Consider the following 26,617-nt stretch of genomic DNA (forward strand, 5'->3'; position numbering starts at 1 on the left):
TAAAATTTATAGTTCAACTTATGTAGCCTGATGGGCTACTTTTTGTTATGAATCATTATTTAAGATTCACTAAAGGTTCGTCCCCTACCATGGTTACATAAGCCCCAGTTGCTTAACAGAAACCAAGAAGGAGGATTTATCATTTGAATATTTTATTACGAAAAGTTGCAGTAACGGCATTGTCCGTGACGATGGTAACGACATCTTTTGGTCTGATTGCAAGTCCGAATGCGGCATTTGCCGCAGAGAGCACAGCGACAACGACGAGTTCAGGCGTGACGCAAGCTTATGAATCGTTGTTTCAGACGGATAACGTCATTGATGTGAATGTAACGATTGATGATGCAGACTGGAAGAGCATGCTCGAAAGTCCGCTCGATAAGGATTATAAGAATGTTAGTGTGGAAGTGGACGGCAACAAGCTGGACAATGTCGGTTTTTCCACCAAGGGCAATCTGACCCTGAAAGCTGTAGCATCAATGGAAGATTCGGACCGTTACAGTTTCAGACTGAAGTTTGATAAATACGACAAAACACAAACCCTGCTTGGACTGGACAAAATGGTTCTAAACAATAACTACGCTGATCCGTCGTACATGCGTGAAGTTCTTCACTATGAAGCACTGCGGAGTATTGGCATGGATGTACCAATGACGAACTATGTTAATCTGTACGTTAACGGCGAGCTTATTGGTTTCTATACTGGCGTTGAAGCGGTGGATGATAGCTATCTGGAGCGCAACTATGGTGAGGATTACGAAGAAGGCGTCCTCTATGATACGGATGAGAAGAGTTATCTTCAATATGAAGAGGGCAGTGAATACAGTACAATTACCAAAGACTTGGGTACGGATAAGGATAAAGCCAAACTCAAAACCTTCATCCAAACGCTGAACGAGATGCCAGAAGGTGAAAAAGGCGATATTGAAAGTGTACTGGACGTGGATTCAGCGCTTCAATATATTGCAGGCAACATGGTTTTTGGCAACTATGACAGTTATAACGGCGACAAAGGACACAACTACATGCTCTACAGTGATGCCGCTGGCAAGTTCACCGTTGTTCCTTGGGACTTCAACATGTCCTTCAACGGGTACTCGGGTGGAGGTGGACGTGGCACAACAACCGGATCAACCACGACCAACACCAACGCAACAAACGTATCTGTGGACGAGCCCGTACTGGGCATTAGCATGGAAAATGTACCGATGATTAATAACCTGCTTGCTGTGCCGGAGTATAAGGAAAAATATTTGAGCTACGTCAATGAACTGACAGACTATATGGAAGGCATTCAGGATCGTATTACTGGCCTTGCCAATGAGATTCGTCCTTATGTAAAAGCAGATCCAACGAAGTTTTATACGACAGAACAGTTTGAATCCAACATCGCTTATTCTGCAAATGCAGACGCGGCAGGTGGTATGGGCGGTACACCACCAGCAGGATTTGAAGGCATGACCCCACCCGATGGCATAGAAGGTATGACACCTCCAGATGGAACAACACCTCCAACTCAGCCGGGTGCTGCAACTGGAAACGGTACAACAGATGCAACAACGGGTACAGATAATACGCAGACACGCCCTGGTGGTAACTTTGGCGGCGGAGGCATGGGCTCCATGGCAGCCGGATCACTGACGACATTTGCACTGAACCGTCTTGCGAATCTGCAAGAGCAACTTGGACGTGAAGTAACGCCTTTGCCTGAGACTTCGGAAGAGACAGGTTCGAATACCTCATCCGGAACAACCGACAAAACCATTACCGTAACTCTCGATGGTAAATTGATCACATTCCCGGATCAGGACCCGCTGCAGCAAAGTGGCCGAGTGATGGTGCCTGTGAACGCAATCCTCGAAGCAATGGGTGCAGAAGTGACTTGGGACAAAACGGCGAAGACGGTAACAGCTGTTCTGAATGATCAGACCCTTGTGCTCAAGATCGGGAGCAGCACCGTAACCGTAAATGGAGAGACACTTGAAATTGATGCACCAGCGATCATTCAAAACAGTCGCACACTTGTGCCTATACGCTTCATCTCAGAAGGACTGGGACTTACCGTGGACTGGGATCAAACCGCTGCACAAGTAAGCCTTACATCCAAATAAGAAATATCTCCTGCAGAACAAAGTTGTTGTATGGAGAATAAGAAAAGGGATTCGATGGTCAGATCGAATCCCTTTTTGCTCTGCTTTGTCAGGTTAGACGGAGCGAATATCCAGCAAAATCCGGCCTCGTCCATGTCTGGCCTCACTTTTGGCATGTGCTTGATTCGCTTCACTTAAAGGGAAGATGGAATCAATCTCTGAACGGAGGGAACCGTTAGCGATTAGCTGAGCGATTGTGTACAGATCCTCTGATGTCGGGAATTTGGAATTAAACTTGGCTGTAACGCCATACTTCGCTGCTTTTTCGGCAGAAGGCAGTTGAGTTAACGATACCAGTTTACCCCCAGGTTTCAGAACACTCCATGAGCGATCTTCAATCTCTCCACCAACAGCTTCAACAACCAGATCTACATGGCTTACCAGCTCTTCAAACAAGGCTGTCTTGTAATCAATCACTTGATCGGCACCCAATGAAGCAACAAAATCAACATTGGCACCAGACGCGGTAGCAATAACATGAGCGCCTTTCCATTTTGCCAGCTGCACCGCGAATTGTCCGACACCGCCCGCAGCAGCGTGGATCAGAACGGTTTGCTCGGCTTCCAACTCACCTTCGGTGAACAGTGCTTTCCATGCAGCTTCAGCTCCGCCTTTAATGGTCGCAGCATCCTCAAAACTCAGGTCGTCTGGCATATGCACCAAATCCTGAGTAGGGGCCATACCATACTCGGCATAACTACCCTTCACATTACCAAAAACACGATCTCCCGACTGAAAGGTATCGACACCTTCTCCCACGGTTTCAACGATGCCAGACATGGCCGTTCCGGGTGTATATGGCAGACTTTTGACAAACACGTCCTGCAACCAGCCGTTACGAATCTTCCAGTCCAGTGGAATGGCTCCAGCATACTGAATGCGTACCAGAACTTCGCCGGCAGCTGGCTGGGGCTTATGGACTTCCTGTTCGAACTGTAATGTATCGGGTCCTCCGTATTGATGAATTTGAATAGCTTTCATTTTAGATGTATGCATTGTGTACACGCTCCATTCGTTAAGTAAATTTAGGATAGAGATGAATCAATCTGTGCAGCAATTTTCTGTGAAAGAGATAAAAGCAAGTTCTTCTCTTCATCGGAGAGACCAGCTGTGGTGATCTGCTCCACTAGGCGCCAAGCGTTATTCACTTGATCCTCCAGTGCGCGTCCGGATTCTGTCAGGGATACAATGGTCACCCGTCCATCTGTTTTGGACCGACTCCGAGTAACGAGACCGGCATCTTCCAGACGGCGAACAGACTTGGCTACGGTTGAGTGGTCCAGGCGAAGGGTGCGACCCAGAGAGTTTTGGGATTGATGGTCTTGGGCATATAACTGCATCAGCATAATCTCTTGACCGGGAAAAAGCCCGGTATCCCGAATCAACTGCGCAGCAAGCCCCTTGTGAGAGCGTGCCAGAGCAAAAATGCTAAAGCTGATGGGGTATTGCGCTACTGCACTGAATTCCTCATTATTTAATTCCTGAAAATTATCAGGCTTTTTGAAATCATCTTTGGCTGTCATCATGTACCTCAACTTTCTTAATTGTGTTGTCGGCAACGTAAATATATCACTTAAATATGTGGTTGGCAACGTAATTAAGGGGAAATATTTTTTTTGCTTACTTATACATGAATATTGACATATGAAAATTATCTTTCTAGATTGTTTGGATTTCCAGACAGCAGAACATTCTTACATGATTACGGATAATTCGTAAAATATTAGGTTTCAACAAGTTATTTTTGTGATAAAAGTCACTGAAATATTATAAATATTGTGAACACTCCTACCGATAAGACTATAGTGATATTCGAAACAGAATCGAAATTGGCTTGAATATCCCCACAACTACATAGGGAAAAGGGTGGCTCACACACATGCGAAGCATGAGCATCGGAACCAAAATCAGTTTGATCGTTATCAGTATATTTATCGTCTTCTCCTCAGCCGTGGCGATAAGTGTAATCATGGAGATGAGACAGGGGATTACGACGTTCGCTACAGAGAAGGCGAAGCGAGATCTGGCGATGGCGAATCATATCATTACATATAAGCATCCAGGAGACTGGGCCATTAAGGACGGACAATTATTCAAGGGAGATACCGCGCTGGAAGGCAACTTTGAACTGGTGGATGAGATTGGAGAAGCTTCTGGTGACACCGTGACGATCTTCCGAGGTGATGAACGTGTCGCAACGAATGTCATGGTGGATGGAGAGCGAGCTGTAGGCACAAAGGTGTCGGACGAGGTCGCCCAGACCGTTTTGCAGCAAGGGGAAAAATACTTCGGTGAAGCCGTGGTTGTGGGTCAGAAATATCAGACGGCCTATGAACCAATCAAGAACGCATCTGGAGACATTATTGGAATTTTCTATGTGGGTGCTTCTCAATCGTTAATTGATGTGATTATCTCCTCGTTCCTCAAGACATTCCTGATCGTATTCCTGCTTGCAATGTTGGTCGCAATTACCCTGATCCTGCTGTACGTTCGCAGGGTGAGAGTAAGAATCGAGCGGGTATCTGTGGCGATTAAACGTGCGGGGACGGGCGATTTCACACAGCCAGTTGTGGACAACATCCAAGACGAGATTGGCATGCTAGGTACGGGATACAATGAGATGAGAAGTAATCTCCAGGTCATCATTCAAGGCGGACTTCAAGCTGCGGAGAAAGCAGAGCATTCGACTGGACTGCTACTCAAGATTGCGGATCAAACGGCCAAAGAATCGGCGCAGATTGCATCCTCCGTTGAACAAGTGGCGCACGGAGCCGATAGTCAGACGATCAGTACAGAAGAAAATCTGCAGGCCATGGAAGAAGTGGCTATAGGTGTACAACGTATGGCGGACAAGGCCTCCAGCATCTCGGACTCTGCCTTGTATTCACGCAAACAGGCAGAAACCGGAGGTGAAGCGGTGCAACTTACCGTTCAGCAGATGTCTACAATTGAATCTTCCGTTACCACAACGGATGAAGTCATTCGTATGCTGGAAGGGAAGTCGGCACAGATTAGCCAGATGGTTTCCGCCATTCATGAGATTGCAAATCAAACGAATCTACTTGCCCTCAATGCATCCATTGAAGCGGCAAGAGCAGGGGAGCATGGCAGAGGATTTGCCGTCGTATCTACCGAGGTTCGTAAACTGGCTGAACAAGCTGGAGACTCTTCAGATCGTATTGAAGAACTGGTCGAAGCCATGGAACAAGATATGCAGCAATCGCTATCGGCCATGTCGAGAGTGAAGGACGAAGTACAGGAAGGACTGCGCTTGACCCGGGAAACGGAGCAAAACTTCAGCCTGATCCGGGATACAAACCTGCGTATTGCTACAGAGATTGAGGACATGGCTGCGACGAGTGAAGAGATGTCCGCAGGCGTGGAACAGATCGTGGCTTCCGTACATGAGATCGCTCGCCATGCACAGACGGCCAGTACCCATTCACAACAGGCGGCGGGTTCAGTGCACGAACAGCTCAAGTCGGTAGAGCAGATCAAGGCATCTGCGGCTATTTTGTCTGATGTGTCGACAGAGCTGCAGACCTCACTTAGTCCGTTTAAGATTTAATATCTGTTACAATAGGGAAAAGGAGGGACTACAATATGGCCCCTGATAAAACAAAACTTTTCCCGAATGAGAATATCCGTACGGTGTGTTACATTCAAAACCTGCCGCCGCGTTCCAACGTGGACATCGGTGATTATACGTATTATAGCGATAACACGAATCCGCCAGAGCAATTCTATGACCGGATACAGCATCATTATGACTTTATTGGTGATCGCCTGGTCATTGGGAATTTCTGTGCAATTGCGGAAGGTGTGACATTCATTATGAATGGCGCTAATCATCGGATGGAGGGTATGACCACTTATCCGTTCAACATTTTTGGTGGAGGATGGGAGCGTGTGACACCTACACTGGAACAACTTCCATATAAGGGTGACACGGTACTGGGGAACGATGTATGGCTTGGACAAAATGTAACGATCATGCCTGGTATCACGATTGGAGACGGGGCAATCGTTGCCTCCAATTCAACCGTTGTTAAGGACATTGAACCCTATACGATTGTTGGTGGTAATCCAGCCAAGATGGTTAAAAAGCGTTTTGACGAAGAGACGATTGCGCTGCTGCTGGAATTGAAGTGGTGGGATCAGGATGAGGAATGGCTGGATACGCATATGGAACGTCTTGTCTCTACATATGATCTCCAGATCTTGCGCGAACTACTGAACAGCAAATAGGATGGTTGTACATTGTGCATAAAAGATAAAAAAAGCTGGTTCCCTGACGGAGCCGGCTTCCAAGCAAATCAGGCCCTGGACCGTTTTGAGCGGATCAGGGCCTCTTGTTGTCCAAGATGAAATGTTAATTTAGCGGGTGGGTGGTCGTAGGTTGCAATCAGACTGTACTGATGGGGGCTTTAAATGAGTATGAGCTTCTGTATGATCCGAGTTTGTCTGTTTGCCTGAATAAAAGTTAATGATATCATCAACGGTAGTAAACACGACATTTAAATCCATATTATCATTGTGTGTTTGAATAAAAACCTCTTTTCAATGGGTTGTTACGTTTGTTACGTGGTTTAATTTAGAGCTTCTTTCATGCTTAAACCTGCTGTGAATACAGGAACTTTACCTGCAGGTAGTTGAATTTCCTTGCCTGTTTTCCGGCTTCTTCCCGTTCTTGCCTCACGCTTCTGCACTTCAAATTTCCCGAATCCAACCAGTTGAACTTCTTTACCTTCTTTGAGAGCTTCGAGAATCGAGTCCAGTACAACGGTTACAGCTTTTTCAGCATTCTTCTTGGAGAAACCGCCAGCCTTAGCTACTTCTGTGATCAATTGTTCTTTATCCATGGGAATACCTCGCTTTCATTCTTGTGATGTGAAATCTTTTCTTTACTGTGCAACATATGTGTAAATAAAAAGCTGCCTTATTAATAAGGCAGCTTTCATATAATTAAAGTTTAGTAACGTTCTCAGCTTGTGGTCCACGGTTACCTTGAGTTACTTCAAATTGAACGCGTTGACCTTCGTCCAAAGATTTGTAACCTTCACCTTGAATTGCACTGAAATGAACGAATACATCTGTTCCTTCTTCAGTTTCGATAAAGCCGAATCCTTTATCCGCGTTGAACCATTTCACTGTACCTGTTTGCATGTGATTCCTCCAAAAAATAAGTTTTTAGCCGATCATTATGACGAGTATTATTGAAAAATTGACACTCACCTGGTGCATTTAAACCACGAACTTGATGTCCGCTAATGTATCGATTAATATGATAATACCATGTCCGCTAATATAAGTCAAGATTTGGAGGTATTTTCTAATGAACCAGTCATCAGGGACTTCGGTGCAGCGGGAACCGACGATAGAGGAATTCATACATATGCTTGCTAATGAGGGAGAATTGCATCCCAAAACCGTGAAGGAATATACAAGTGATCTGAAACACTTTATCGAATGGTACAAGGAAAGCACCATGCTCAGCGAAGAGTTTACATTGCGAATCGAAGACGTAAACACATCCACTTTAGTCCAATATCGCGAAGATTCACTCAAAGTTATGTTATTGAAGCCAGCCACTATTAACCGAAGATTGATTACGCTGAAGCGTTTTTTCAAATGGGCTGTCTTGGAATCCAGGCTCAGTCATGACCCTTCGAAACCATTAAAATTCATTCCGGAAGACAAAGTAAGTCCACGCCGAATGACATTTGAAGAAGAGCAGGCATTCCTCGCGGCAGTGGAATATGGTAATTCCCTTCGTGATCAGACGATCCTGACCCTTATGTTTCACACAGGCTTGCGAACGATGGAGGTATGCAACCTCAAACCTCATGATATCGAACTTGGTAGACGAAGCGGTCACCTGACAGTGAGAGCCGATAAACGCAACGTGCTACGTAAGATCCCATTGAATATACAGTGTGTTGTCATGTTGAATCAGTACTTATCTGATCTTGCTACCGCCCCTGCTTACCTTTTTCCTTCAGAGAAGACAAACGATCGTTTAACGGAGAGAGCATTGCGACACCTGATTAAAAAAGTAATGATAACAGCAGGGCTGGAAGGATTGAGTTCACACGATCTGCGTCATCGTTTTGGCTACGTCATGGCTGAGCATACGCCACTGCACCGTTTGGCCGAGATAATGGGACACACCAACCCAGATACAACCATGATTTATTTTAAAGCATTAAGTACAAATCATCGTAAAGAACAAGAATGAAGTCTGAATTATAGTTAGAATCAAAACACCTCTTATTAGAAGTACTTCGAAATTTCCCGTGTTGTATTACTTTAACCTGCCTTTAGCACTCATATACTATCCTTCACATTTCACTTAGGCACTGCCCGACAGGGTTGCCTTACCTCTAATAAAGAAAGCGATTACATATCCCTGATAATATTGTATATTATGATGGCAACCTTGGAACAGATCAACATGAGCCTTTGCATTTTGCTTCAATTCGGTGAGCCATAAGAGATCAAATGATTCACAATGCTACATATATATTCGTTGCTAGGGCATAAGGCCGTCATCAAAAGGAGGAATCCAAACATGTACCGGGTACTGCTGGTGGATGATGAAGAAGATGTGCGTGAAGGACTTGTTGTAGAGGTCGATTGGGAAGCGCTCGATCTGCGGATTGTCGGTTTGGCTGAGAATGGGCGGGAAGCATTGGAGATGGCGGAGCGGGTAGAGCCGGACATTGTGGTGACGGATATCAGCATGCCATTCATGAATGGTCTGGAACTCGCACAAAGATTGAGGAAGCGTAATCCACTCGTGAAGGTGGTCATTTTGACTGGATATGATGAATTTGATTATGCGAGGCAAGCCATCTCGTTAAGTGTGGATGAATATCTGCTGAAGCCGTTCTCGGCAGGGCATCTCACCGAACTGCTCACAAGACTGCGCGCCCAGATGGCTGCTGAAGTGGCTGAGCGTGAAGATGTACAGCAGCTGCGTGAGCACTATCATACCAGTTTGCCTTTATTACAGGCAGATCTGATGGCGACCTTGCTCCATCGGCAGAAATCCTCGACATATATTCATAGTAAAGCCAAACAATGCGGATTGGATCTGACAGGAGAACGCTATGGGGTGTCTGTATTGACACTGCATATGGATGGAGATGTACAGAAGGAGAAACTTGAGGGAGTATTCACCGAGCCCCCACAGCGACATAACAAAACAACATCCGAGGTAGCGGATCAATCTGAGATAATCGTTCCCGGAGGTTCATTGCGTCAATCTGAGGATGCTGAACTGAAACGCTTTGCTGCACTTAACATTGCGGCAGAAGTCTGGGCGGAGCATGGGGCTGGTCATGCCTTTATGCATCAGGAGACGATTGTCCTGCTCTATGTGGATCGCTCGGGCGGTACAGATGGAGCGAAGCGGCAACAGAAGGAATTGGAAAATGTGATGCGCAGCATCAACCACTATTTACGTATCCCGGCTACGGTGGGATCGGGTCAGATTGTGGATACACTCGCGGATGTGAATCATGCCTATGAAGATGCCCTGCTGGCATTGGATTATCGGCTTGTGCCCGGGACGGATTCAATCATATACATTGCGGACGTGGAGCGACAGACGGCGGGCAAGCTGCGGTTCGACGAGTTGAAGCAGCAGACGCTGACACGTTGTCTGAAGGCGGGTACACAAGCGGAGCTGGAGGAAGCACTTGCGATCATTTTCCGGGAAATTACAGTGGAACACGGGCGAAGTGATATTCAGCTCTATTTAATTGAAGTATTAACAACAGTATGGAAGGCGGCACAGGCATCAGGGGAGGAAATGGAGGACATCTTTGGTGCAGGGTTCCAGTTGTATGCGGATTTGTTCCGACTGCCGGGACTTACTGATGCACAGAAGAAGGTACGGGAAGTCTGTCTACTCGTACAACATCGCATTGCCAGCGGACGCCAGCATGTATACAAGGATATTGTTGAGCAGGCGTTAGTCTTCACCAAGGAGCATTATGCCGACCCGGACCTGTCCATTCAGAAGGTGTGCGGGCATTTGCATATCAGCTCCGGTTATTTTTGTGGCATTTTCAAAAAAGAAGTGCAGCTTACCTTCCTGCAGTACCTGATGCAGATTCGAATGGAGGCAGCGCGTGAACTGCTTCGCTCGACAGAACTGAAGTCATTTGAGATTGCGGAGCAGGTTGGCTTTGCTGAACCCAATTACTTCAGTTTTTGTTTCAAAAAACATATTGGTGTCTCGCCCAAAGAATATCGTAAACAGGCTTCTCAGACGGCAAGTGAAGGTTCGATCCGATGAAGTTTTTGTCCAGATGGGTGAAGTCCACGGGACCTCAATTACGCTCTCGTCTGCGTTCGTCCAGAGTCAGCAGTATCCGGTTTATTATTACGTGGTCCTTTTCCGTTTTCATCGTCTTGGTACTGACCATCATGGCGATGCTTCTGCATGACAAGTTCACGCAGGCTGCCGAGCGAAGTGCGGAACTCACGACGAGACAGATTGTGGATCAGGTCAGTTATAACCTGGAAGATTACGTCCGCAGTATGTCTCATCTGTACCGTGCCATTGAGGAACATATGCTGCGTGACGGGACATGGGAAGGGGAACTGGTGGACAAACAGCTCGACACACTGCTCAGCAGTCGTGAAGATATCATCTCGATTACTCTGCTTGATTCCACGGGGAAATTGCTCAAGAACCGACCTACAGCTGAATTAAAACCAAGTGCCCATGTGACACAGCAAGGGTGGTTTCAGTCTGCGCTTCGTGTGCCGGATCACCTGAGTTTCTCGTTGCCTCATATTCAGAACATGTACAGAGGTCCATATAAATGGGTCGTTTCCATGAGCAAAGGCATAACGATACGGCAAAATGGTCAGGATCGGCAGGTTATCCTGCTGGTCGATATCAATTTCAAACAGATGGATGAACTGAGCCGTCGGGTCAGTCTGGGGCAACGAGGATATGTCTATATCATCGATGAAAGTGCGGGCAATATCGTGTACCATCCGCAGCAGCAATTGATGTATATGGGACTCAAAAGCGAAAATATAGAACAGGCTTTGGTGGCTTCCGGCAGTTACGAAGATGAAGCAGATGGACAGAAAAGGCTGAATACCGTGAAGTCCGTTGCCAATATCGGGTGGAAAATCGTCGGTGTTGCTTATCTGGATGAGATTATGACAACGCGTCAGGAGGTCAATGGATATCTCATTCGTGTACTGGTCGTTGTTCTGGTATTGGTCATTCTCGTATCGCTGTTTCTTTCCTCCAGTCTGACGCGTCCGATCCGGCGAATGGAACGTAAGATGAAGGCGGTGGAGCGCGGGGATTTCAACGTGGAGTTGCCTATTGAAGGGCCGCTGGAGGTGGAACGACTATCTCGTCGCTTCAACCTGATGGTCAATAAAATTCGCACCCTGATGGATGAGATCATCCATGAACAGGAACAGAAGCGGAGTCTGGAGCTGGAAGCCTTGCAGGCCCAGATCAATCCGCATTTTCTATATAACACGCTGAATTCCGTGGTGCGCATGGTAGGTATGAGTCGCAATGAAGAAGTAATTACGATGATTACATCTCTTTCGCGCCTGTTCCGCATCAGTCTTAGTCAAGGTAAAACGATTATCACGGTCAGGGAAGAGCTGGAGCATGCGCAGCATTATTTGACGATTCAGCAGATGAGGTTCAAGCGCAAATTCAACTTTACGATTAAGGCCGATGAGACGCTTCTGGAATGCCTGACATTAAAGCTGGTGCTTCAACCCCTGATTGAGAACGCCATTGTTCATGGTATTGAGTACCACATGGACGAAGGAAGTATTGAGGTCGATGTCTATCGTGAGGACAATAAGCTGGTGTTTCGCATTACAGATAATGGGGTCGGCATGACGGAAGAACAGATGTTGGGATTACTGAGTGGCAGTCCGGTTGTCAAAAGCGGTGCAGGCTCCGGCGTAGCGGTACGCAACGTCCATGACCGGATTCGGCTTTATTATGGGGAGGGCTTCGGCCTTGAATTTGCAAGTGAGTTGGAGGAAGGCACCACGGTCTGGGTTCGGATTCCCATTCAATCGCAGCAGAAGGAGGGCGAGCCTAATGACAGATAATAAGGAGAATAGGAGCGATATCCACAGCCACAGAGTTGTAGGGTCATACATCCGTACGTTTTGGAAAAAGGTTGCTGCGAGCTTTCCTGGAATCCGGAAACGTCGGTTAGTAATCCAGACAGCTGCAAGCTGCTGCTGTCTGCTCATGTGCAGCGCCTGTGGCTTATCGAGTCCCGATGCTACGGCAGTACCACCACGTATCGCGCTGATTACGCCAGCTGGGACAGGGGAACTTGCGGAAGCTATCCGGCTCGGCGCTGAAGCGGCTGCCAAAGAGAGTGGAGCCGAACTGATTACCGTGGAAGCATACCCTTCCGATGGTGATATATACACGCCTGCCATTCTGGACTCTGCTGGAAGTCAGATGCAGGTCAAACAGGCAAATATCAACAGCCAAACGTTGTCTCGCAGTGCGCGAGAGCATGCACAGGTTGAGGCCGCCGCATCGGCTCTGAAGCAGGGAGCATCAGCTCTATTAGTCGATCCTTTGAGCGAGAAGGCACTTAGTGACATCATCCAGGAGGCACAGACAACAAATTCCAATGGAACCATTGTTCCTGTCATTGTGCTTAACGATGAATTTCCCGTGAAAGGCATCACCAGTTTCATCTCGATGGATAATGTTGAGGCGGGAAGACAGGCCGGCCAGGCTATGGCGGAGCTTCTGGAAGGAAAAGGGCATGTGGCTTTATTGGGCCCCGATCCTCTTAATTCTGGTCTTATTCAGAGAGAGCAGGGAGTTATGGAAGCCTTGGTACAGTATCCTGATATTCAAGTGGAACCCAAATCGATATGTAATACACGGGATGGATGTTGGCAGACTGCGAAGCAATTGCTGGACCAGCAGGAGGTGGATGGCTTCATTACTCTTCAGGAACCTGCTTCTCTGGGAGCAGCTGATGAACTGAATCGACGAAAATCTGCGGACAAGATAAGGATTGTTGGGTTTGGCAGTGAACAACAGCAACTGGAGCAATTGCAAGAAGGGGTCTTTGATCATCTCATCGTCCAGAATGGATACAGTGCAGGTTATCTGGGATTGAATCAAGCCGTTGCGCGGCTGAACAATCAACAGGTGCAAGCGAGAGTGTTACTTGAGACCAAGCTGGTTAGTACAGACAATATGTTCTGGATGGATAACCAGAAGCTGTTGTTTCCTTTTGTACAATGAACCAATGCTGGAACGAGTGCTGGAACGAATGCTGAATAAAAATTAAGGTGTTTGTTAACTTGAGGAAGATTTCGATAGAACAGGTGAAGATATTGTATTCGAATTTAATGTAAACCCTTTCATAATAAAGACATCGGTGAAGCCGAATGAACTTGGGGGAGGTCATTAGGATATGAAGAAAACATGGATGACACTGTTGATTACGGCATGTATGGTTGTGGCGGCGGGGTGTAGCAGCGGCGGAGACAGCGCAGGTGGAAGTACGGGAACAGATACAGGAGGCCAGACAGCAGCCGGTACGGAAGCGCCAAAGATTGGTGTCGCCATTTACAAATTCGATGATACGTTCATGACGGGTGTACGTAATGCCATGACCGCAGCAGCGGAAGGCGTTGCGACCCTGGATATCGTAGATAGCCAAAATGCACAGCCGACCCAGAACGAGAAAGTCGATCTGTTTGTGTCCAAGAAATATAATGCAATGGCTGTGAATCCGGTAGACCGCACGGCGGCAGGTGTCATCATTGACAAGGCCAAGGCAGCGAATATTCCAGTGGTGTTCCTCAACCGTGAGCCAGTAGCTGAAGATATGAATAAATGGGATAAAGTGTATTACGTAGGAGCAAAAGCGGAGGAGTCCGGTACGATCTCCGGTCAGCTGATTGTGGATTACTGGAAAGCACATCCGGAAGCGGACAAAAACGGCGATGGCAAACTGCAATACGTCATGCTGAAAGGGGAACCAGGTCACCAGGATGCAGAGCTTCGGACCAAATATTCGGTTCAGGCGATCCAGGATGCCGGTATCGAAGTGGAAGCACTGGCGGAAGACACGGCGATGTGGGATCGGGTGAAAGGTCAGGAGAAAATGCAAGCGTTTCTGGCTTCCCATGGTGACAAGATCGAAGCTGTTCTCGCAAACAATGATGACATGGCCTTGGGAGCCATTGAGGCATTGAAAGCAGCCGGATACTTCAAGGATGGCAAATCCATGCCGGTAGTAGGTGTAGATGCAACAGCTCCAGCCATTCAGGCTCTCCAGGATGGCACGATGCTGGGCACGGTGCTTAATGATGCCAAGAATCAGGGTGCAGCTACGGTGGCACTGGCTTCCGTTCTTGCCAAAGGTGAGACACCAACAAAGGAAAATACCAAATACGACATTACAGATGGTAAATACGTCTGGATTGCATACAAGAAGATTACAAAAGACAACATCGCTGACGCCCAATAACAGCACGAGACAGGGACGTCCGACATTCGGGTAGCGTCCCTTTTTTGCCGGTCATATGGAAGGGAGGAACCAAGATGGAGTCACCTTACCTGCTGGAGATGAATGGAGTTTCCAAAGCATTTCCGGGTGTGCAGGCACTAAGTCAGGTCACATTGAAAGTGAAACCGGGGACGGTTCACGCCTTAATGGGAGAGAATGGAGCGGGGAAATCCACACTTATGAAATGTCTGTTCGGGATGTATCGCCCCGATGAAGGAACGATACGCATCGAAGGAAAGGCTGTGGATATTCCGAATTCCAAAGCGGCCCTTCAGCAAGGCATATCCATGATTCATCAGGAGCTGAACCCGGTCCCGCATCGTCCGGTGATGGAGAATATCTGGCTGGGTCGTTTTCCGATGAGGGGAATATTGGTGGACGAGAAACGGATGTATACCGATACGCTGGCCCTGTTCAAGGACTTGAACCTGGATATTGATCCGAAGGCTCAGGCGGGAACACTGTCTGTCTCCAAGATTCAATCGATGGAAATCGCCAAGGCGGTCTCGTTTCAATCCAAAGTCATCGTCATGGATGAGCCAACTTCTTCCCTGACAGGCAAGGAAGTGGATCAGCTCTTCGCCATTATTAATGAACTGCGCAGTCGCGGCGTATCCATTATCTATATTTCACACAAGATGGAGGAGATCCTGACGATCTCGGATGAAGTGACGATCATGCGTGATGGTTTCGTTGTAGGAACTTGGGATGCTGCTGATCTAACAACAGATCTGATCATTACGCGTATGGTTGGCCGTGATCTGGACGAACGTTTCCCGGAACGGACGAACGTACCCAGTGAAGTGATATTAAAAGCCGAGGGTCTGACATCAAGCCAGTCCAAATCGTTTTGTGATGTATCCTTTGAGCTGCGAAAAGGTGAAGTGCTTGGCATTGGTGGCCTGGTTGGAGCACAGCGGACAGAACTGATTGAGTCCTTGTTTGGACTGCGCAGACTCGCTTCAGGTACAATTTCGATTCATGGGCGCAAGGTGAAGATTAACTCCCCCGCAGCAGCGAAGCGTCATAACATCGCGTTGCTCACCGAAGAACGAAGAGTCACAGGAATCTTCCCGGTGTTGTCGGTGTATGAGAACACGATCATTGCCAGTCTGGGGCGCTACCGAAATCGCGTGGGCTTGCTGGACGAGAAAAAGGGCCGCGAAGTGGCACGGGAGCAGACGCAGAAGTTCAGAACCAAAACGCCTTCAGTTAACACGCTGATTCGAAACCTGTCTGGCGGCAATCAGCAGAAAGTTCTGCTGGCCCGCTGGTTATTGACCGACCCCGAGATACTCCTGCTGGATGAACCGACACGTGGAATCGATGTAGGGGCCAAGTTCGAGATTTACACCATTATTACGGAACTGGCTCGTCAGGGCAAAAGCATTATCATGATTAGCTCAGAGATGCCTGAGCTTCTGGGTATGTCGGATCGCATTATGGTGATGAGCGAAGGGCGTCTCACCGGAATCGTGGACGGAGCCGAGGCAACAGAGCAGGATATTATGAGGCTGGCCGCGCAGCAGCGGATGGCTTAGTCAGGAGGGAAACAGATGAACACACAGATGATCAATCAAGTAAAACAATATGTAACACAACGCGCCATCTTTATCGTACTGATCCTGCTCATTATTGGTATTGCGATTGCCGATCCGAATTTTCTGGCCTTCTCCACACTGCGGGACATCTTGCAGCAGTCCTCCACACGGGCCATTATTGCGCTCGGTGCAGCCTTTATCCTTGTCACGGGCGGGGTCGATCTGTCCGCTGGACGGGTGGTTGGTCTGACGGCTGTTGTATCGGCATCGATGCTGCAAATTGACGAGTATGCCAACCGCTTCTTCCCCGATCTGCCCCATTTGCCGGTGTTGTTGCCGATTCTGGTTGGAATCACCGCAGGTCTATTCGTGGGTTTGGTCAATGGACTGATTGTCGCCAAATTACATGTACCTCCTTTTATCGCAACGCTGGGTACGATGGTTGCCGTGTACGGACTGAACTCCATTTATTTTGATACGGAACCCAACCAGTCACAGCCGATCGGAGGATTGCGACCGGACTTCACCGTCATTGGCTCTGGATACATTGATCTGGGCGGGGGTTATTCCATCCCGTATATTGTCCTCATTGCGATTGCAGTGGCATTAATCTGCTGGGTGATCTTTAACAAAACACGTCTCGGCAAAAACATGTACGCGATCGGTGGCAACATTCAGGCGGCGCATGTATCCGGGATTCATGTGGCTCGTAACCTGGTTGCCCTGTATGCCATTGCGGGTGCACTGTATGGTCTGGGCGGTGTACTTGAGGCAGCACGCACAGGTGGAGCAACAAACAATTACGGTAACATGTATGAGCTGGATGCGATTGCTGCTTGTGTGGTCGGCGGCGTATCAACGGCGGGTGGTATTGGAACGGTACCTGGGGTTATGGCGGGTGTGCTGATCTTCGGGGTCATTAACTATGGTCTGACGTTTATCGGTGTAAGTCCATACTGGCAGTTGATTATCAAAGGATTGATCATTGTTGCTGCGGTGGCTTTTGACATCCGTAAGTATATGGCAAAGAAATAAGATGACCTAAAAAGGTTACACAGTCACTCCGATGACAGAACAAACTTCTGATCGCTGTTATCCCCAGATTTTTTGATTCCCTTCTAAGGAAGTGAAAATCCGGGGATAAAGGCGAGGTGTATGCTTCCGATGTAGCTTTCTTTCAGAAAGCTTTTAGCTCCGCTTCTTCAGGTTATTTCTGTCCTCTCCGTTATCGTGTAAATAATTTGTTCATCTTATATGGAAAAGCAACAAAGAAGCCAGCCCTCTGAATATAGAGAGCTGGCTTTAAGCGTTTAACCATTGACCATCCAATCGATAACGGGGATAACCGGTCCAATGATGCATAAGAGCAACATGAATCCGGCGACGTTATAAGATACACTCGTACCGAAATGCGCACGATATTTTTTGGCAATCAAGAAGGCTGGAATCCAGAAGAGGGCTGCTACTACAAATGGAATGTGAAGTCCTTGAGTTCTGTTGCTATAAATAGGTATGTTTATTAAGTTTAAAAGATAATGACTGATCATAAAATTTGCTTTGCCCCATGGAAAGTTAAAGGCAAGGCCCATCGTCAGTACAACCAGAGATAGCGTTCCGAAGCCCAGTGGTTATCGTTGTGTTGTCATGTGATATCCTCCATAACCAAGAATTTATCCTAAATTTATCCATTAATGTATTGTACCACAATAATGATATGCGAAGAGGAATTGTTTCACTTTTGTTGATTACAATTACATCATATGTCCTATTGCCTTCGAAAATTATACATTCATGTGAATTTGACCAGCCTCCATTAATCGACAACATCAGCTAATCATAATCGATATAATACATGTACATAAGTTGTTTGATGTGAGTTTTATGTCAAAGGGGGCGAGGCTGTTTGCTAAGTTACACGATAAAAATGGTGATATTCCCGCTAGGTTGTCTGCTTGTCATTCTGTCCTCTTATGTTCTAAGGCTTACCCCTCATATGGCAATAATGTCGCTTTCAGGGACATTATTGATAGCAAGTATTTATGGGGAGAAACGATATCCTGTGCTGCGGAAGTTTCAGTGGATTTTTCTCGGGATATTCCATTATTACAGTCAACTGAACTGGTGTAACATGCTGTATTATATGCTCATTATTTCAATGATCCAGGACAAACAACGGTTGGCACAGACCTTGCCAATTTCATTGCTGCTTATGCTGCAATATACGGTGATTCGGCTTTCGTATGTGCCTGTAGATACATATGCTTTGCTGGTTTCGTTATTTGACCTGTTAACCTCGGTTGTTATCATTTTTTTGTATCATACCTTAATCAACAGTGAGGTAGAGAAGCGCAGGCTTCGGGAAAAAAATCGGTTCCTGACCTTGCATGATCCGCTTACCGGACTGTTGAATTACGAAGGTTACATGGAGATGTTACATAAGACAGTAGAAGAGCAACGGTCTTTTTTGCTTGTCCTTTTGAACGTCAATAACTTTAGCGGCTTTAAAAAAGATTCAGAAGACCCTTGGTGTACGGTAATCACAGGTACAGGGCAGATGATCAGCAATCATTTCACCGAAGCCTATGGCATATCCCGGTATGCAGGAGACCGATTTGCAGTCGTTTTGCCGGAGATACAGGATGTGGAAGAACGAATGTCTTCACTGCTATCCGTCCAGCTTCAAGGACTTCAGGTAAGCTACAGCATCTCTCTGTACCCGGAAATGTCGGATTCGTTGCAGCACTTTATGACGGTAGCCGAGGATAGGCTGCTTCAACAACAGCGCAGCAAATGGCTGAAAAATGAAGAAGAAGTATTTCGTTCCGAAAGACTGAGGGCTGTAGGTGAACTGGCTGCGGGTATGGCTCACGAAATTCGGAACCCGCTTACCGCAATTCGGGGATTCCTGCAGCTGTCCCGTGGACAAGCGTTTAATATCGCGCCATGGTATGAAGTGATTATGGGTGAAGTGACGAGAGTAACCGATTTGACAGCTGAATTTTTGCAGTTTTCCAAACCACATGCCAATCACATGAAGCCTGAACATTTGGGTCACTGCCTTGAACGAGTGATGTCTTTGACCGAGTCAGATGCGGCATCCCGAGGGCATCAAATTACGCTTGAAATGACTAACGAGCCAGTTGTGATCAACATGGATCGAGATAAGATTGTGCAGGTATTGATCAATCTGATTCGTAACGCTTTTGAAGCAATGACTGACCCTGGTGAGGTTCATATGGATTTGTTGCAGGACGGAGACGCAGTACTCATTTCAATTACAGATACAGGAAGTGGCATTCCGGAAAATTCGCTATCCACAATCTTTAATCCATTTTATACAACCAAAGAAGAAGGTACGGGACTGGGACTTGCACTCTGCCAGAAAATCGTTCAGGATCACAATGGTAAAATTACCGTCCATAGCGAAATGGGGGTTGGTTCCACCTTCACGCTTCATCTGCCAATGGAGACGTAAATCATATAACTGACCCAGAGATAGCAATTAATAGTCATTAGACAAAAACATAAAAACGCCGCATGGGGCTGAAGCCCCCGTGCGGCGTTTAGTATTTCGATTAAACTAATGTGCAGTAGCTATGCAGACACACTTTAGTTCGACTTATTGAGCTGTCCCTGATGTAACTGGTAGTAGAATCCTTGTTGCTGCATCAACTCATCATGGCTGCCCCGTTCAGCGATCTGTCCATCATCAATGACGAGAATCTGATCGGCTTCACGAATCGTGCTCAGTCTGTGGGCGATGACAAAGCTGGTACGGTCTTTCATTAAAGTGCACATCGCTTCCTGGATCTTCATCTCTGTACGTGTATCAATGCTGCTTGTTGCTTCATCCAGAATAAGGATGGCCGGATCAGCCAGAATTGCCCGGGCAATGGTCAGCAGTTGTCGTTGTCCCTGACTCAGGTTACTTCCCCCGGAAATGATGGGGGTATCGTAGCCCTGTGGCAGTTTGCGGATGAACGAATGTGCATTTGCCAGCTCAGCCGCTTGCCTGATCTGTTCATCCGTTGCGTCCGGCATGCCGTAGGCAAGATTGTCGCGAATGGTACCCGAGAACAGGTAGGCATCCTGAAGCACAATGCCGAGTTGCCGACGGAGTTGATCCTTCTCCAGTTCCGAGATGTCACATCCATCGATGGTAATCCGTCCGCCTGTAATCTCGTAGAAACGGGGCAACAGGTTGATAATGGTTGTTTTACCTGCGCCGGTGGGTCCAACAAGTGCAATCATCTCACCAGGTTTTGCAGTAAAACTAACCTTCTTGAGAATGTCTCGCTCCGCACTATACCCAAAAGAGACGTCTTCAAATACAACTCTACCTTGAATCTGATCCAGCTGTTTCTTCTGTTCCTCTACGTATTCGCCAGGTGTATCCATAATGTGGAACACACGTTCAGCACCTGCGATTGCAGCCTGAATGAGATTGTACTGATTGGCTAGATCGTTGAGTGGCCGCTCAATCTGGCGGGAGTAAGCGAGAAAGCTGACGATCAGTCCAATGGACGTCATTTCATGATAAGCCATCCATCCACCTACAGAAGCCAGTATGGCAAACCCGATATTGTTCATCACGTTCATCGTGGGTCCAACCAAACCTGAAACGGTCTGGGCCTGTGTGCTGGATGTGCGCAGTTTCTCGTTCAGATTCTGAAAATGCTGATGTGCCTGATCCTGACGGTTATAGGCAGCTACGACTTTTTGTCCAGCAATGGTTTCCTGAGCATACCCATTAAGCTCACCAAGTAATTTCTGCTGGGCGGTGAAGTGTTTGCGTGTTCTTGACGCGATCAGGCGAGTGGCGATGGTTATCAAGGGTACAGTCACCAGACTGAGCAGGGTGAGCCGAACATCGAGTGCAAACATGATCGACAAGGAGCCAACGAGCAGGATGGCACTGGACATCAATTGGGTTACGCTTTGATTCAGCGTTGTAGATACGTTATCGATATCATTGGTGGCCCGGCTCATCAGGTCCCCGCTTTGATTTTTATCAAAAAAGCTAATAGGCAGCTCTTGCAGTCGGGAGAACAACGCATGTCTCAGATCTTTGACGGTCAGTTGGGACACACCAATCATGACATAGGATTGAGCCCACATCAGGAATGAGCCAAGGACATAAACACTCAGCAAGAGGAGACATTCCTTCAGCAAACCCGCAGTTACTTTGGGCACGATATGTTCATTAACGGCGCGGCCGAGAAGATAAGGTCCTGCCAGGTTAAGCAGTGTTCCAAGAGCCGTCAGCACTAATGCAGCAATAACTCCTTTGCGATGACGTCCCATGTACGACCATACCCGAATCAGGACGTGGCGAGCATTTTTGGCTCTGACTTTGGGAACAGGTCCTCTGCCCGCAGGTCCGGGTCTTCCGATGGGAGGCACGACTGTTTGTTGTATGGAGGAAGATGCAGGTTTAGCCAAATTGAATATCCTCCTTCCGTTGCTGCGAATAATAGATTGCTTGATAGTGAGACGAATGAGCCATAAGGTCATCATGTGTGCCCCTAGCAACGATCTGTCCTTCATCAATAACATATATACAGTCTGCATCCTTCACGGAGGAGATCCGCTGTGCAATCAAAAAGGTGGTACTGTCTTTCATCAAGGATTGCAAAGCCTTCTGAATGCTCGCTTCCGTGCGTAGATCCACAGCACTGGTGCTGTCATCCAGAATCAGCACTTCCGGTCGCATAAGCAGGGCGCGTGCAATGGATATACGCTGTTTCTGCCCACCGGACAGATTGACCCCGCGCTGACCCAGTTCCGTGTCATACCCATCTTTCAGTTTCATAATAAAATCATCCGCTGCCGCAGCTTGTGCCGCAGCACGCAATTCAGCATCCGTTGCACCGGGCCGGCCGAAGCAAATGTTATCCCGGATGCTGCCGCTGAACAGAATGGATTCCTGGAGCACAATGGACACACGGCTGCGAAGATCCTGAAGATCCCAGTTGCGAACGTTCACTCCATTCACGAGCACTTCACCCTGCGAAGCATCATACAGACGGGGAATCAGCTGCACCAGCGAGGTTTTGCCTGAACCTGTTGAACCGATCAGAGCCACTTTCTCACCCGGGCGAGCCTTCAGATTAATTCCGGTGAGTGCATGGTCTCCATCATAACGGAAAGATACGTCTCTGAACTCCACTTGACCGCCTGTGTGCGAGGGAAGGAAAGACGTTAGGTATCGGGATTGATTACGGGTAGACGGGGGTGACTGTACATTTCCGGAGTTGTCGGTTCCCGATTGAATATCCGGCTGTGTATGTAACACCTCGTTGATCCGTGCAGCAGACACCTTGGCGCGGGAGAAGCTCATCATCATCATGCCGATGGACGTGAGGGATGAGAGTACAACCGTGACATAGTTGATAAAAGCAATCAGATCCCCGGCGGCAATATCGCCTCCCACTACCTGGAAACCTCCGAACCACAGCACCGCTACAATGGTAGCGTTCAGCATCAGGCTGAGCACGGGTGCGTTCAGCGTTACAATACGCCAGGCTTTGACGGCGGTTGTAGTGTAATCTTCGTTGGAGTGCTTGAACCGTTTTTTCTCCAGACGTGCACGTGCAAACGCCTTGACGACACGAATGCCGGCAAGATTTTCCTGAAGCACAGCGTTGACCTGATCAAGCTTGCTCTGCACACTGGCGAACAGCGGATAGGATGCTTTTATCAGAATAAATAAAATAATAAACAGTACCGGTACTGTCGCAATAAGAATCAAAGCCAGTTTCACACTGATCGTAAACGCCATGATGATACTTCCGATGATCAGCATTGGCGAACGGATAAACATCCGCAGCAGCATCTGTACAAAGGTCTGCATCTGGGTAATGTCACTGGTCAGACGAGTGATCAGAGATCCTTCCTGAAACGTATCCAGATTGCGGAAGGAGAAGGTTTGAATATGGTCAAACAGTTCCTGGCGCAGATCTGTGCCGTATCCAACGGCAGCTTTGCTTGAATAGAGTGTACAGCCTGCGCCGCCAACCCAGCCGATTAACGCAACAAGTAACATGATCAGACCTGTAGTCACGATATGGGGCAGATTCCCTGCAAGTACACCATCATCCACGATGCTGGACATCAGCTTGGGCTGGAGCAGGTCCATGGTAACCTCAAGTACCATGAGCAGCGGGGCGACGATTGCCGCCGATTTATACGGGGTCAAGAATCGTTTTAACGTCCACAATAGGGAATCACCTCAATCTTAATAGCATAAGTGAATCAATTTCATAATACCTTTAGCTGCTTCAATCGCGAGTCTGCATCACCTCAGGATTCACGCAGGTTTTGGAGCATACGCTGTGCAAGTGCAGACATGATCCGGAGTTCTTCTGGTGTAAAATCTTTCTGGGCCTGCTGTTCCAACTCCTGAATCACTTCTCTTAATTCTTGTAGCGCAGAGCGCCCCTGATCCGTCAGGTATACCCGCAGACTGCGCAGATCCTTCGGGTCTGCTTCGCGTCTCACATAACCGGATGATTCCATGCGCTTGAGCATGACAGTTACCGTTGCGGGACTGCGCTGAAGTTGTTTGGCCAGGTTTTTCTGGGATTGGCCATCTTCCCGTTCAAGCTGGAACAGCAAAGGGGGCTGCCCCGGGTATAACTCGGGGTGGTTCACAAGTTTCTCATGAACCTTGTAGCGTTTCAGTTTCACGAGTTCGGATAGCTGTCCCATTAACCGATCATTTTGGACTGGGTTCATATCATCTACTCCGTTCGTATCCTTTTAGTTAGTCGACTAAATAAATCTTAAGTTTGATTTGACATATCGTCAAGTGAATACAGATCATTTATTTTGGACTGGAAATATTGACCTGAGATAAAATGATGTGATAAATTGATATTATCTAATTGTTAATAACATAATGTTAAGAACAGAATGGAGTTTGGTTATTATGACTTACGAAGGTTCCTCTGGAGGAAAAGCCCCCGATTACCGGGAGCATCAGGATCAGGTGCATCTCAGTGAAGAACAGTTTCTGGAAACGTATCATGCTGGTGATTACGAACGTCCTTCCGTCACCGTGGACATGTTGGTATTTACGATCCGCAGTGAGGTTCAGGAGAACTATCGCAAGCTCGCGGAACCCGAACTCCAGTTACTGCTAATCCGTCGAGGCAGCCATCCCTATCTCGGACAGTGGGCGTTACCGGGTGGATTTGTCTCCATGCAGGAATCATTGGAAGATGCTGCTCGACGGGAATTGTTGACGGAGACGGGGCTGGATGATATTTATCTGGAGCAACTATACACCTGGGGAGATGTGGAACGAGATCCGCGTACACGGGTCATCAGCTGTTCCTATATGGCGCTGGTCGATAGCAGCGAGCTGGAACTTCAGGCTGGCGATGATGCGAGTGAGGCCAATTGGTTTCGAGTGGAGGAGCGGCTTCTGGAAGAGAAGCGCCATATCCATGAGCGTGGACGTGTGACAGAACGCAGGCTGCAGTTGATTTTGACCAATGGAACAGAAGAGTTGTCGGCAATTGTTGAGACAAAAGAAACGATAGAAGGAAAAGTACGGAGCCATCGTTTGACGTTGGAGGAGGTTCAGGGGATTGCATTTGATCATGCCAAAATCATTCATTATGCGCTTGAGCGTCTGCGATCCAAGATCGAGTACACGGATATTGCATTTAATCTGATGCCGGAGACGTTTACGCTGACTGCACTTCAGAAAGTACATGAGATCATCAGTGGCAAAAAACTGCTGGCTGCTGCTTTCCGGCGCAAAATCGCCGATTGGGTCATTGAGACGGGTGAGTATGCAGGCAGTGCCGGACACCGTCCGTCCCGCTTGTACAGATTGAACCCGGAGAGACAGACACCTTAGACATAATAATTAGCAATGAACACGGACGAAGTGATTCAAGCTATTGGCCGGATCGCTGCATACATGAGAAACAAGTAAAGAGGGGATATGGATGGAAAAGTTTACGTTTTTCTGGCGGACTGCATCTCCGTTCTCACAGTGGCACCCGGCGGATTTTACCGTGGACGGGGTTCACTACACAAGTGCGGAGCAATACATGATGCATCAGAAAGCACTGCTGTTTGGCGATCAGACCATCGCAGACAAGATTCTGAAGGCAAGCTCTGCTTCGGTACAAAAAAAGCTGGGCAGACAGGTCACTGGCTTCGACCAGACTTTATGGGAAGCTGAGTGCCAGCGCATCGTTTACGAGGGTAATTGGGCCAAATTTACACAAAACAAAGAACTGCTGACCGCGCTTCGTGCCACCCGTGGAACGACCCTTGTGGAAGCAAGTCCGGATGATCGCATCTGGGGCGTGGGACTGGCGGAGGAAGACCCGCGTATTCGCAATAGAAGAACATGGCGGGGAACCAACTGGCTGGGTGAGATTCTCACCCGTCTAAGAGAAGATATAGGAAGTGATTCAGATGAGTGATAAACATAGCTCCAATCCACGTACCATGCGGGCCAGTATCGCAGAGCAGACGCTGGCTATTCTGGAAGAAGGACAATACGTGAATGGATATAATCGCAAGGTTGAGATGGGCGCCGATGTGCAGCAAGCGATCCGTAATTCGGTATTATACCGTTCTTCGGAGCTTTCCGCACTCAGGGGAAAGCTCCGTACAGAAGCTCGCGCAGAAACTCATTCGATAGCCTCATCAACTGAAACTGAAGCTGTATCGGTATCGGTTCGCATTGAAGTTACTGGCGAGACTACACTTGGAGCGGCTTCACGTTTGACGGTAGCTGAAGGAAGAGAAGATGTGGTCTGTTTGAACTTTGCATCGGCGAAAAATCCTGGCGGCGGTTTCCTTGGCGGAAGTCAGGCACAGGAAGAGAGTCTGGCCCGAGCGACAGGATTATACCCGTGCATCGCGCAAATGGACGAAATGTACGAGTACAATCGCAAGCGGCGATCGGGTCTTTATTCCGATCATATGATCTATTCACCTCGTGTGCCTGTAATCCGTGATGATGAAGATCAACTTCTAGACCAGTATTATGTATCATCATTCATTACTGCGCCAGCGGTGAATGCGGGTGTGGTGAAAGAGCGTGGAGAAGCTGATGATCTACAGATTGAGTCCGTGATGAAGGAACGTATCCGTTATATTCTGGACGTGGCTGTTACGAATGGTCATCGGACGATTGTTCTCGGTGCATATGGTTGTGGCGTATTTCGTAATGAACCGGCAGTGGTGGCGAAGTATTTTCATGATGTGTTAGTGGGAGAGGGATTTAGGGAGTCCTTTGAACGAATTGTATTTGCTGTATATGATCGATCCGCAGGTCAGCGAACATTAAAGGCAATTCAACGTTTTTTGACAGAGGCCTAATAAAAAATAAGGGATC

21 protein-coding genes are annotated in these 26,617 nt (G+C 47.7%); 14 read left to right on the forward strand and 7 right to left on the reverse strand.

From position 1 onward, the window contains the following. The first annotated feature begins 143 nt into the window (after positions 1 to 143). Positions 144 to 2,111, forward strand: a complete 1,968-nt coding sequence (locus tag MKY92_RS05275; protein ID WP_339299521.1) for a CotH kinase family protein — start codon at positions 144 to 146, stop codon at positions 2,109 to 2,111. Between the two features lie 93 nt (positions 2,112 to 2,204). On the opposite strand, the gene MKY92_RS05280 is transcribed toward MKY92_RS05275, so the two are convergent. Further along, on the reverse strand, positions 2,205 to 3,146 hold the full coding sequence (locus MKY92_RS05280) for an NADP-dependent oxidoreductase (RefSeq protein ID WP_339299522.1): 942 nt from the start codon (positions 3,144 to 3,146) through the stop codon (positions 2,205 to 2,207). Between the two features lie 29 nt (positions 3,147 to 3,175). Beyond that, the gene (locus MKY92_RS05285; RefSeq protein ID WP_339299523.1) at positions 3,176 to 3,676 is read right to left on the reverse strand and encodes a MarR family winged helix-turn-helix transcriptional regulator; all 501 of its coding nucleotides are present in this window, start codon (positions 3,674 to 3,676) and stop codon (positions 3,176 to 3,178) included. Between the two features lie 362 nt (positions 3,677 to 4,038). Between MKY92_RS05285 and MKY92_RS05290 the strand changes: the two genes are divergently transcribed. After that, a complete protein-coding gene (locus MKY92_RS05290) occupies positions 4,039 to 5,718 on the forward strand; it encodes a methyl-accepting chemotaxis protein (protein WP_339299524.1) in 1,680 nt (559 codons plus the stop codon). Positions 5,719 to 5,753: 35 nt separating this feature from the next. Continuing rightward, positions 5,754 to 6,398 (forward strand): Vat family streptogramin A O-acetyltransferase, encoded by a 645-nt coding sequence (locus tag MKY92_RS05295; protein ID WP_339299525.1) that lies wholly within the window; start codon positions 5,754 to 5,756, stop codon positions 6,396 to 6,398. A 341-nt stretch (positions 6,399 to 6,739) separates the two neighbouring features. On the opposite strand, the gene MKY92_RS05300 is transcribed toward MKY92_RS05295, so the two are convergent. Beyond that, on the reverse strand, positions 6,740 to 7,012 hold the full coding sequence (locus MKY92_RS05300) for an HU family DNA-binding protein (protein ID WP_036606368.1): 273 nt from the start codon (positions 7,010 to 7,012) through the stop codon (positions 6,740 to 6,742). A 103-nt stretch (positions 7,013 to 7,115) separates the two neighbouring features. Then, on the reverse strand, positions 7,116 to 7,316 hold the full coding sequence (locus MKY92_RS05305; RefSeq protein ID WP_017690333.1) for a cold-shock protein: 201 nt from the start codon (positions 7,314 to 7,316) through the stop codon (positions 7,116 to 7,118). 169 nt (positions 7,317 to 7,485) lie between these two features. On the opposite strand from MKY92_RS05305, the gene MKY92_RS05310 reads away from it, so the two are divergent. The 8 genes from MKY92_RS05310 to MKY92_RS05345 all read left to right on the forward strand — a co-directional run bounded on the left by MKY92_RS05310 (position 7,486) and on the right by MKY92_RS05345 (position 19,726). Continuing rightward, positions 7,486 to 8,388 carry a tyrosine-type recombinase/integrase gene (locus MKY92_RS05310; protein WP_339299526.1) on the forward strand — a complete coding sequence of 301 codons (903 nt, stop codon included), beginning with the start codon at positions 7,486 to 7,488 and terminating at the stop codon, positions 8,386 to 8,388. Between the two features lie 333 nt (positions 8,389 to 8,721). Then, complete coding sequence (locus tag MKY92_RS05315; RefSeq protein ID WP_339299528.1) at positions 8,722 to 10,455, forward strand: response regulator; 1,734 nt, start codon at positions 8,722 to 8,724, stop codon at positions 10,453 to 10,455. Further along, positions 10,452 to 12,266 carry a sensor histidine kinase gene (locus MKY92_RS05320; protein ID WP_339299529.1) on the forward strand — a complete coding sequence of 605 codons (1,815 nt, stop codon included), beginning with the start codon at positions 10,452 to 10,454 and terminating at the stop codon, positions 12,264 to 12,266. Before MKY92_RS05315 ends, MKY92_RS05320 begins: the two co-directional genes overlap by 4 nt. Then, a complete protein-coding gene (locus MKY92_RS05325) occupies positions 12,256 to 13,437 on the forward strand; it encodes a substrate-binding domain-containing protein (protein ID WP_339299530.1) in 1,182 nt (393 codons plus the stop codon). The genes MKY92_RS05320 and MKY92_RS05325 overlap by 11 nt, the downstream gene beginning before the upstream one ends. 172 nt (positions 13,438 to 13,609) lie before the next feature. Next, the gene (locus tag MKY92_RS05330) at positions 13,610 to 14,671 is read left to right on the forward strand and encodes a galactose ABC transporter substrate-binding protein (protein ID WP_339299531.1); all 1,062 of its coding nucleotides are present in this window, start codon (positions 13,610 to 13,612) and stop codon (positions 14,669 to 14,671) included. A gap of 74 nt (positions 14,672 to 14,745) precedes the next feature. After that, positions 14,746 to 16,251, forward strand: a complete 1,506-nt coding sequence (locus tag MKY92_RS05335) for a sugar ABC transporter ATP-binding protein (RefSeq protein ID WP_339299532.1) — start codon at positions 14,746 to 14,748, stop codon at positions 16,249 to 16,251. 15 nt (positions 16,252 to 16,266) lie between these two features. Further along, positions 16,267 to 17,286, forward strand: coding sequence for a galactose/methyl galactoside ABC transporter permease MglC (gene mglC / locus MKY92_RS05340; RefSeq protein ID WP_339299534.1), 1,020 nt, complete (start codon positions 16,267 to 16,269; stop codon positions 17,284 to 17,286). 988 nt (positions 17,287 to 18,274) lie between these two features. Then, positions 18,275 to 19,726 carry an ATP-binding protein gene (locus MKY92_RS05345; RefSeq protein ID WP_339299535.1) on the forward strand — a complete coding sequence of 484 codons (1,452 nt, stop codon included), beginning with the start codon at positions 18,275 to 18,277 and terminating at the stop codon, positions 19,724 to 19,726. Between the two features lie 134 nt (positions 19,727 to 19,860). Here the strand turns inward: MKY92_RS05345 and MKY92_RS05350 are convergent, their stop codons facing one another. From MKY92_RS05350 to MKY92_RS05360, 3 genes are all read right to left on the reverse strand, one after another. Continuing rightward, positions 19,861 to 21,693, reverse strand: a complete 1,833-nt coding sequence (locus MKY92_RS05350) for an ABC transporter ATP-binding protein (RefSeq protein ID WP_339299536.1) — start codon at positions 21,691 to 21,693, stop codon at positions 19,861 to 19,863. Continuing rightward, positions 21,686 to 23,470, reverse strand: coding sequence for an ABC transporter ATP-binding protein (locus MKY92_RS05355; RefSeq protein WP_339299537.1), 1,785 nt, complete (start codon positions 23,468 to 23,470; stop codon positions 21,686 to 21,688). Before MKY92_RS05355 ends, MKY92_RS05350 begins: the two co-directional genes overlap by 8 nt. An 83-nt stretch (positions 23,471 to 23,553) precedes the next feature. Further along, entirely contained in the window at positions 23,554 to 23,988 is a 435-nt protein-coding gene (locus MKY92_RS05360) for a MarR family transcriptional regulator (RefSeq protein WP_339299538.1), read from the reverse strand. A gap of 193 nt (positions 23,989 to 24,181) precedes the next feature. On the opposite strand from MKY92_RS05360, the gene MKY92_RS05365 reads away from it, so the two are divergent. The 3 genes from MKY92_RS05365 (at position 24,182) to MKY92_RS05375 (ending at position 26,601) form a co-directional block, all read left to right on the forward strand. Then, on the forward strand, positions 24,182 to 25,120 hold the full coding sequence (locus MKY92_RS05365) for an NUDIX domain-containing protein (protein WP_339299539.1): 939 nt from the start codon (positions 24,182 to 24,184) through the stop codon (positions 25,118 to 25,120). Between the two features lie 91 nt (positions 25,121 to 25,211). After that, positions 25,212 to 25,697 (forward strand): NADAR family protein, encoded by a 486-nt coding sequence (locus MKY92_RS05370; RefSeq protein WP_339299540.1) that lies wholly within the window; start codon positions 25,212 to 25,214, stop codon positions 25,695 to 25,697. Then, entirely contained in the window at positions 25,690 to 26,601 is a 912-nt protein-coding gene (locus MKY92_RS05375) for a TIGR02452 family protein (RefSeq protein WP_339299541.1), read from the forward strand. Before MKY92_RS05370 ends, MKY92_RS05375 begins: the two co-directional genes overlap by 8 nt. Positions 26,602 to 26,617 lie beyond the last annotated feature (16 nt).

This window comes from Paenibacillus sp. FSL R5-0623, assembly GCF_037974265.1.
Taxonomy (GTDB): domain Bacteria; phylum Bacillota; class Bacilli; order Paenibacillales; family Paenibacillaceae; genus Paenibacillus.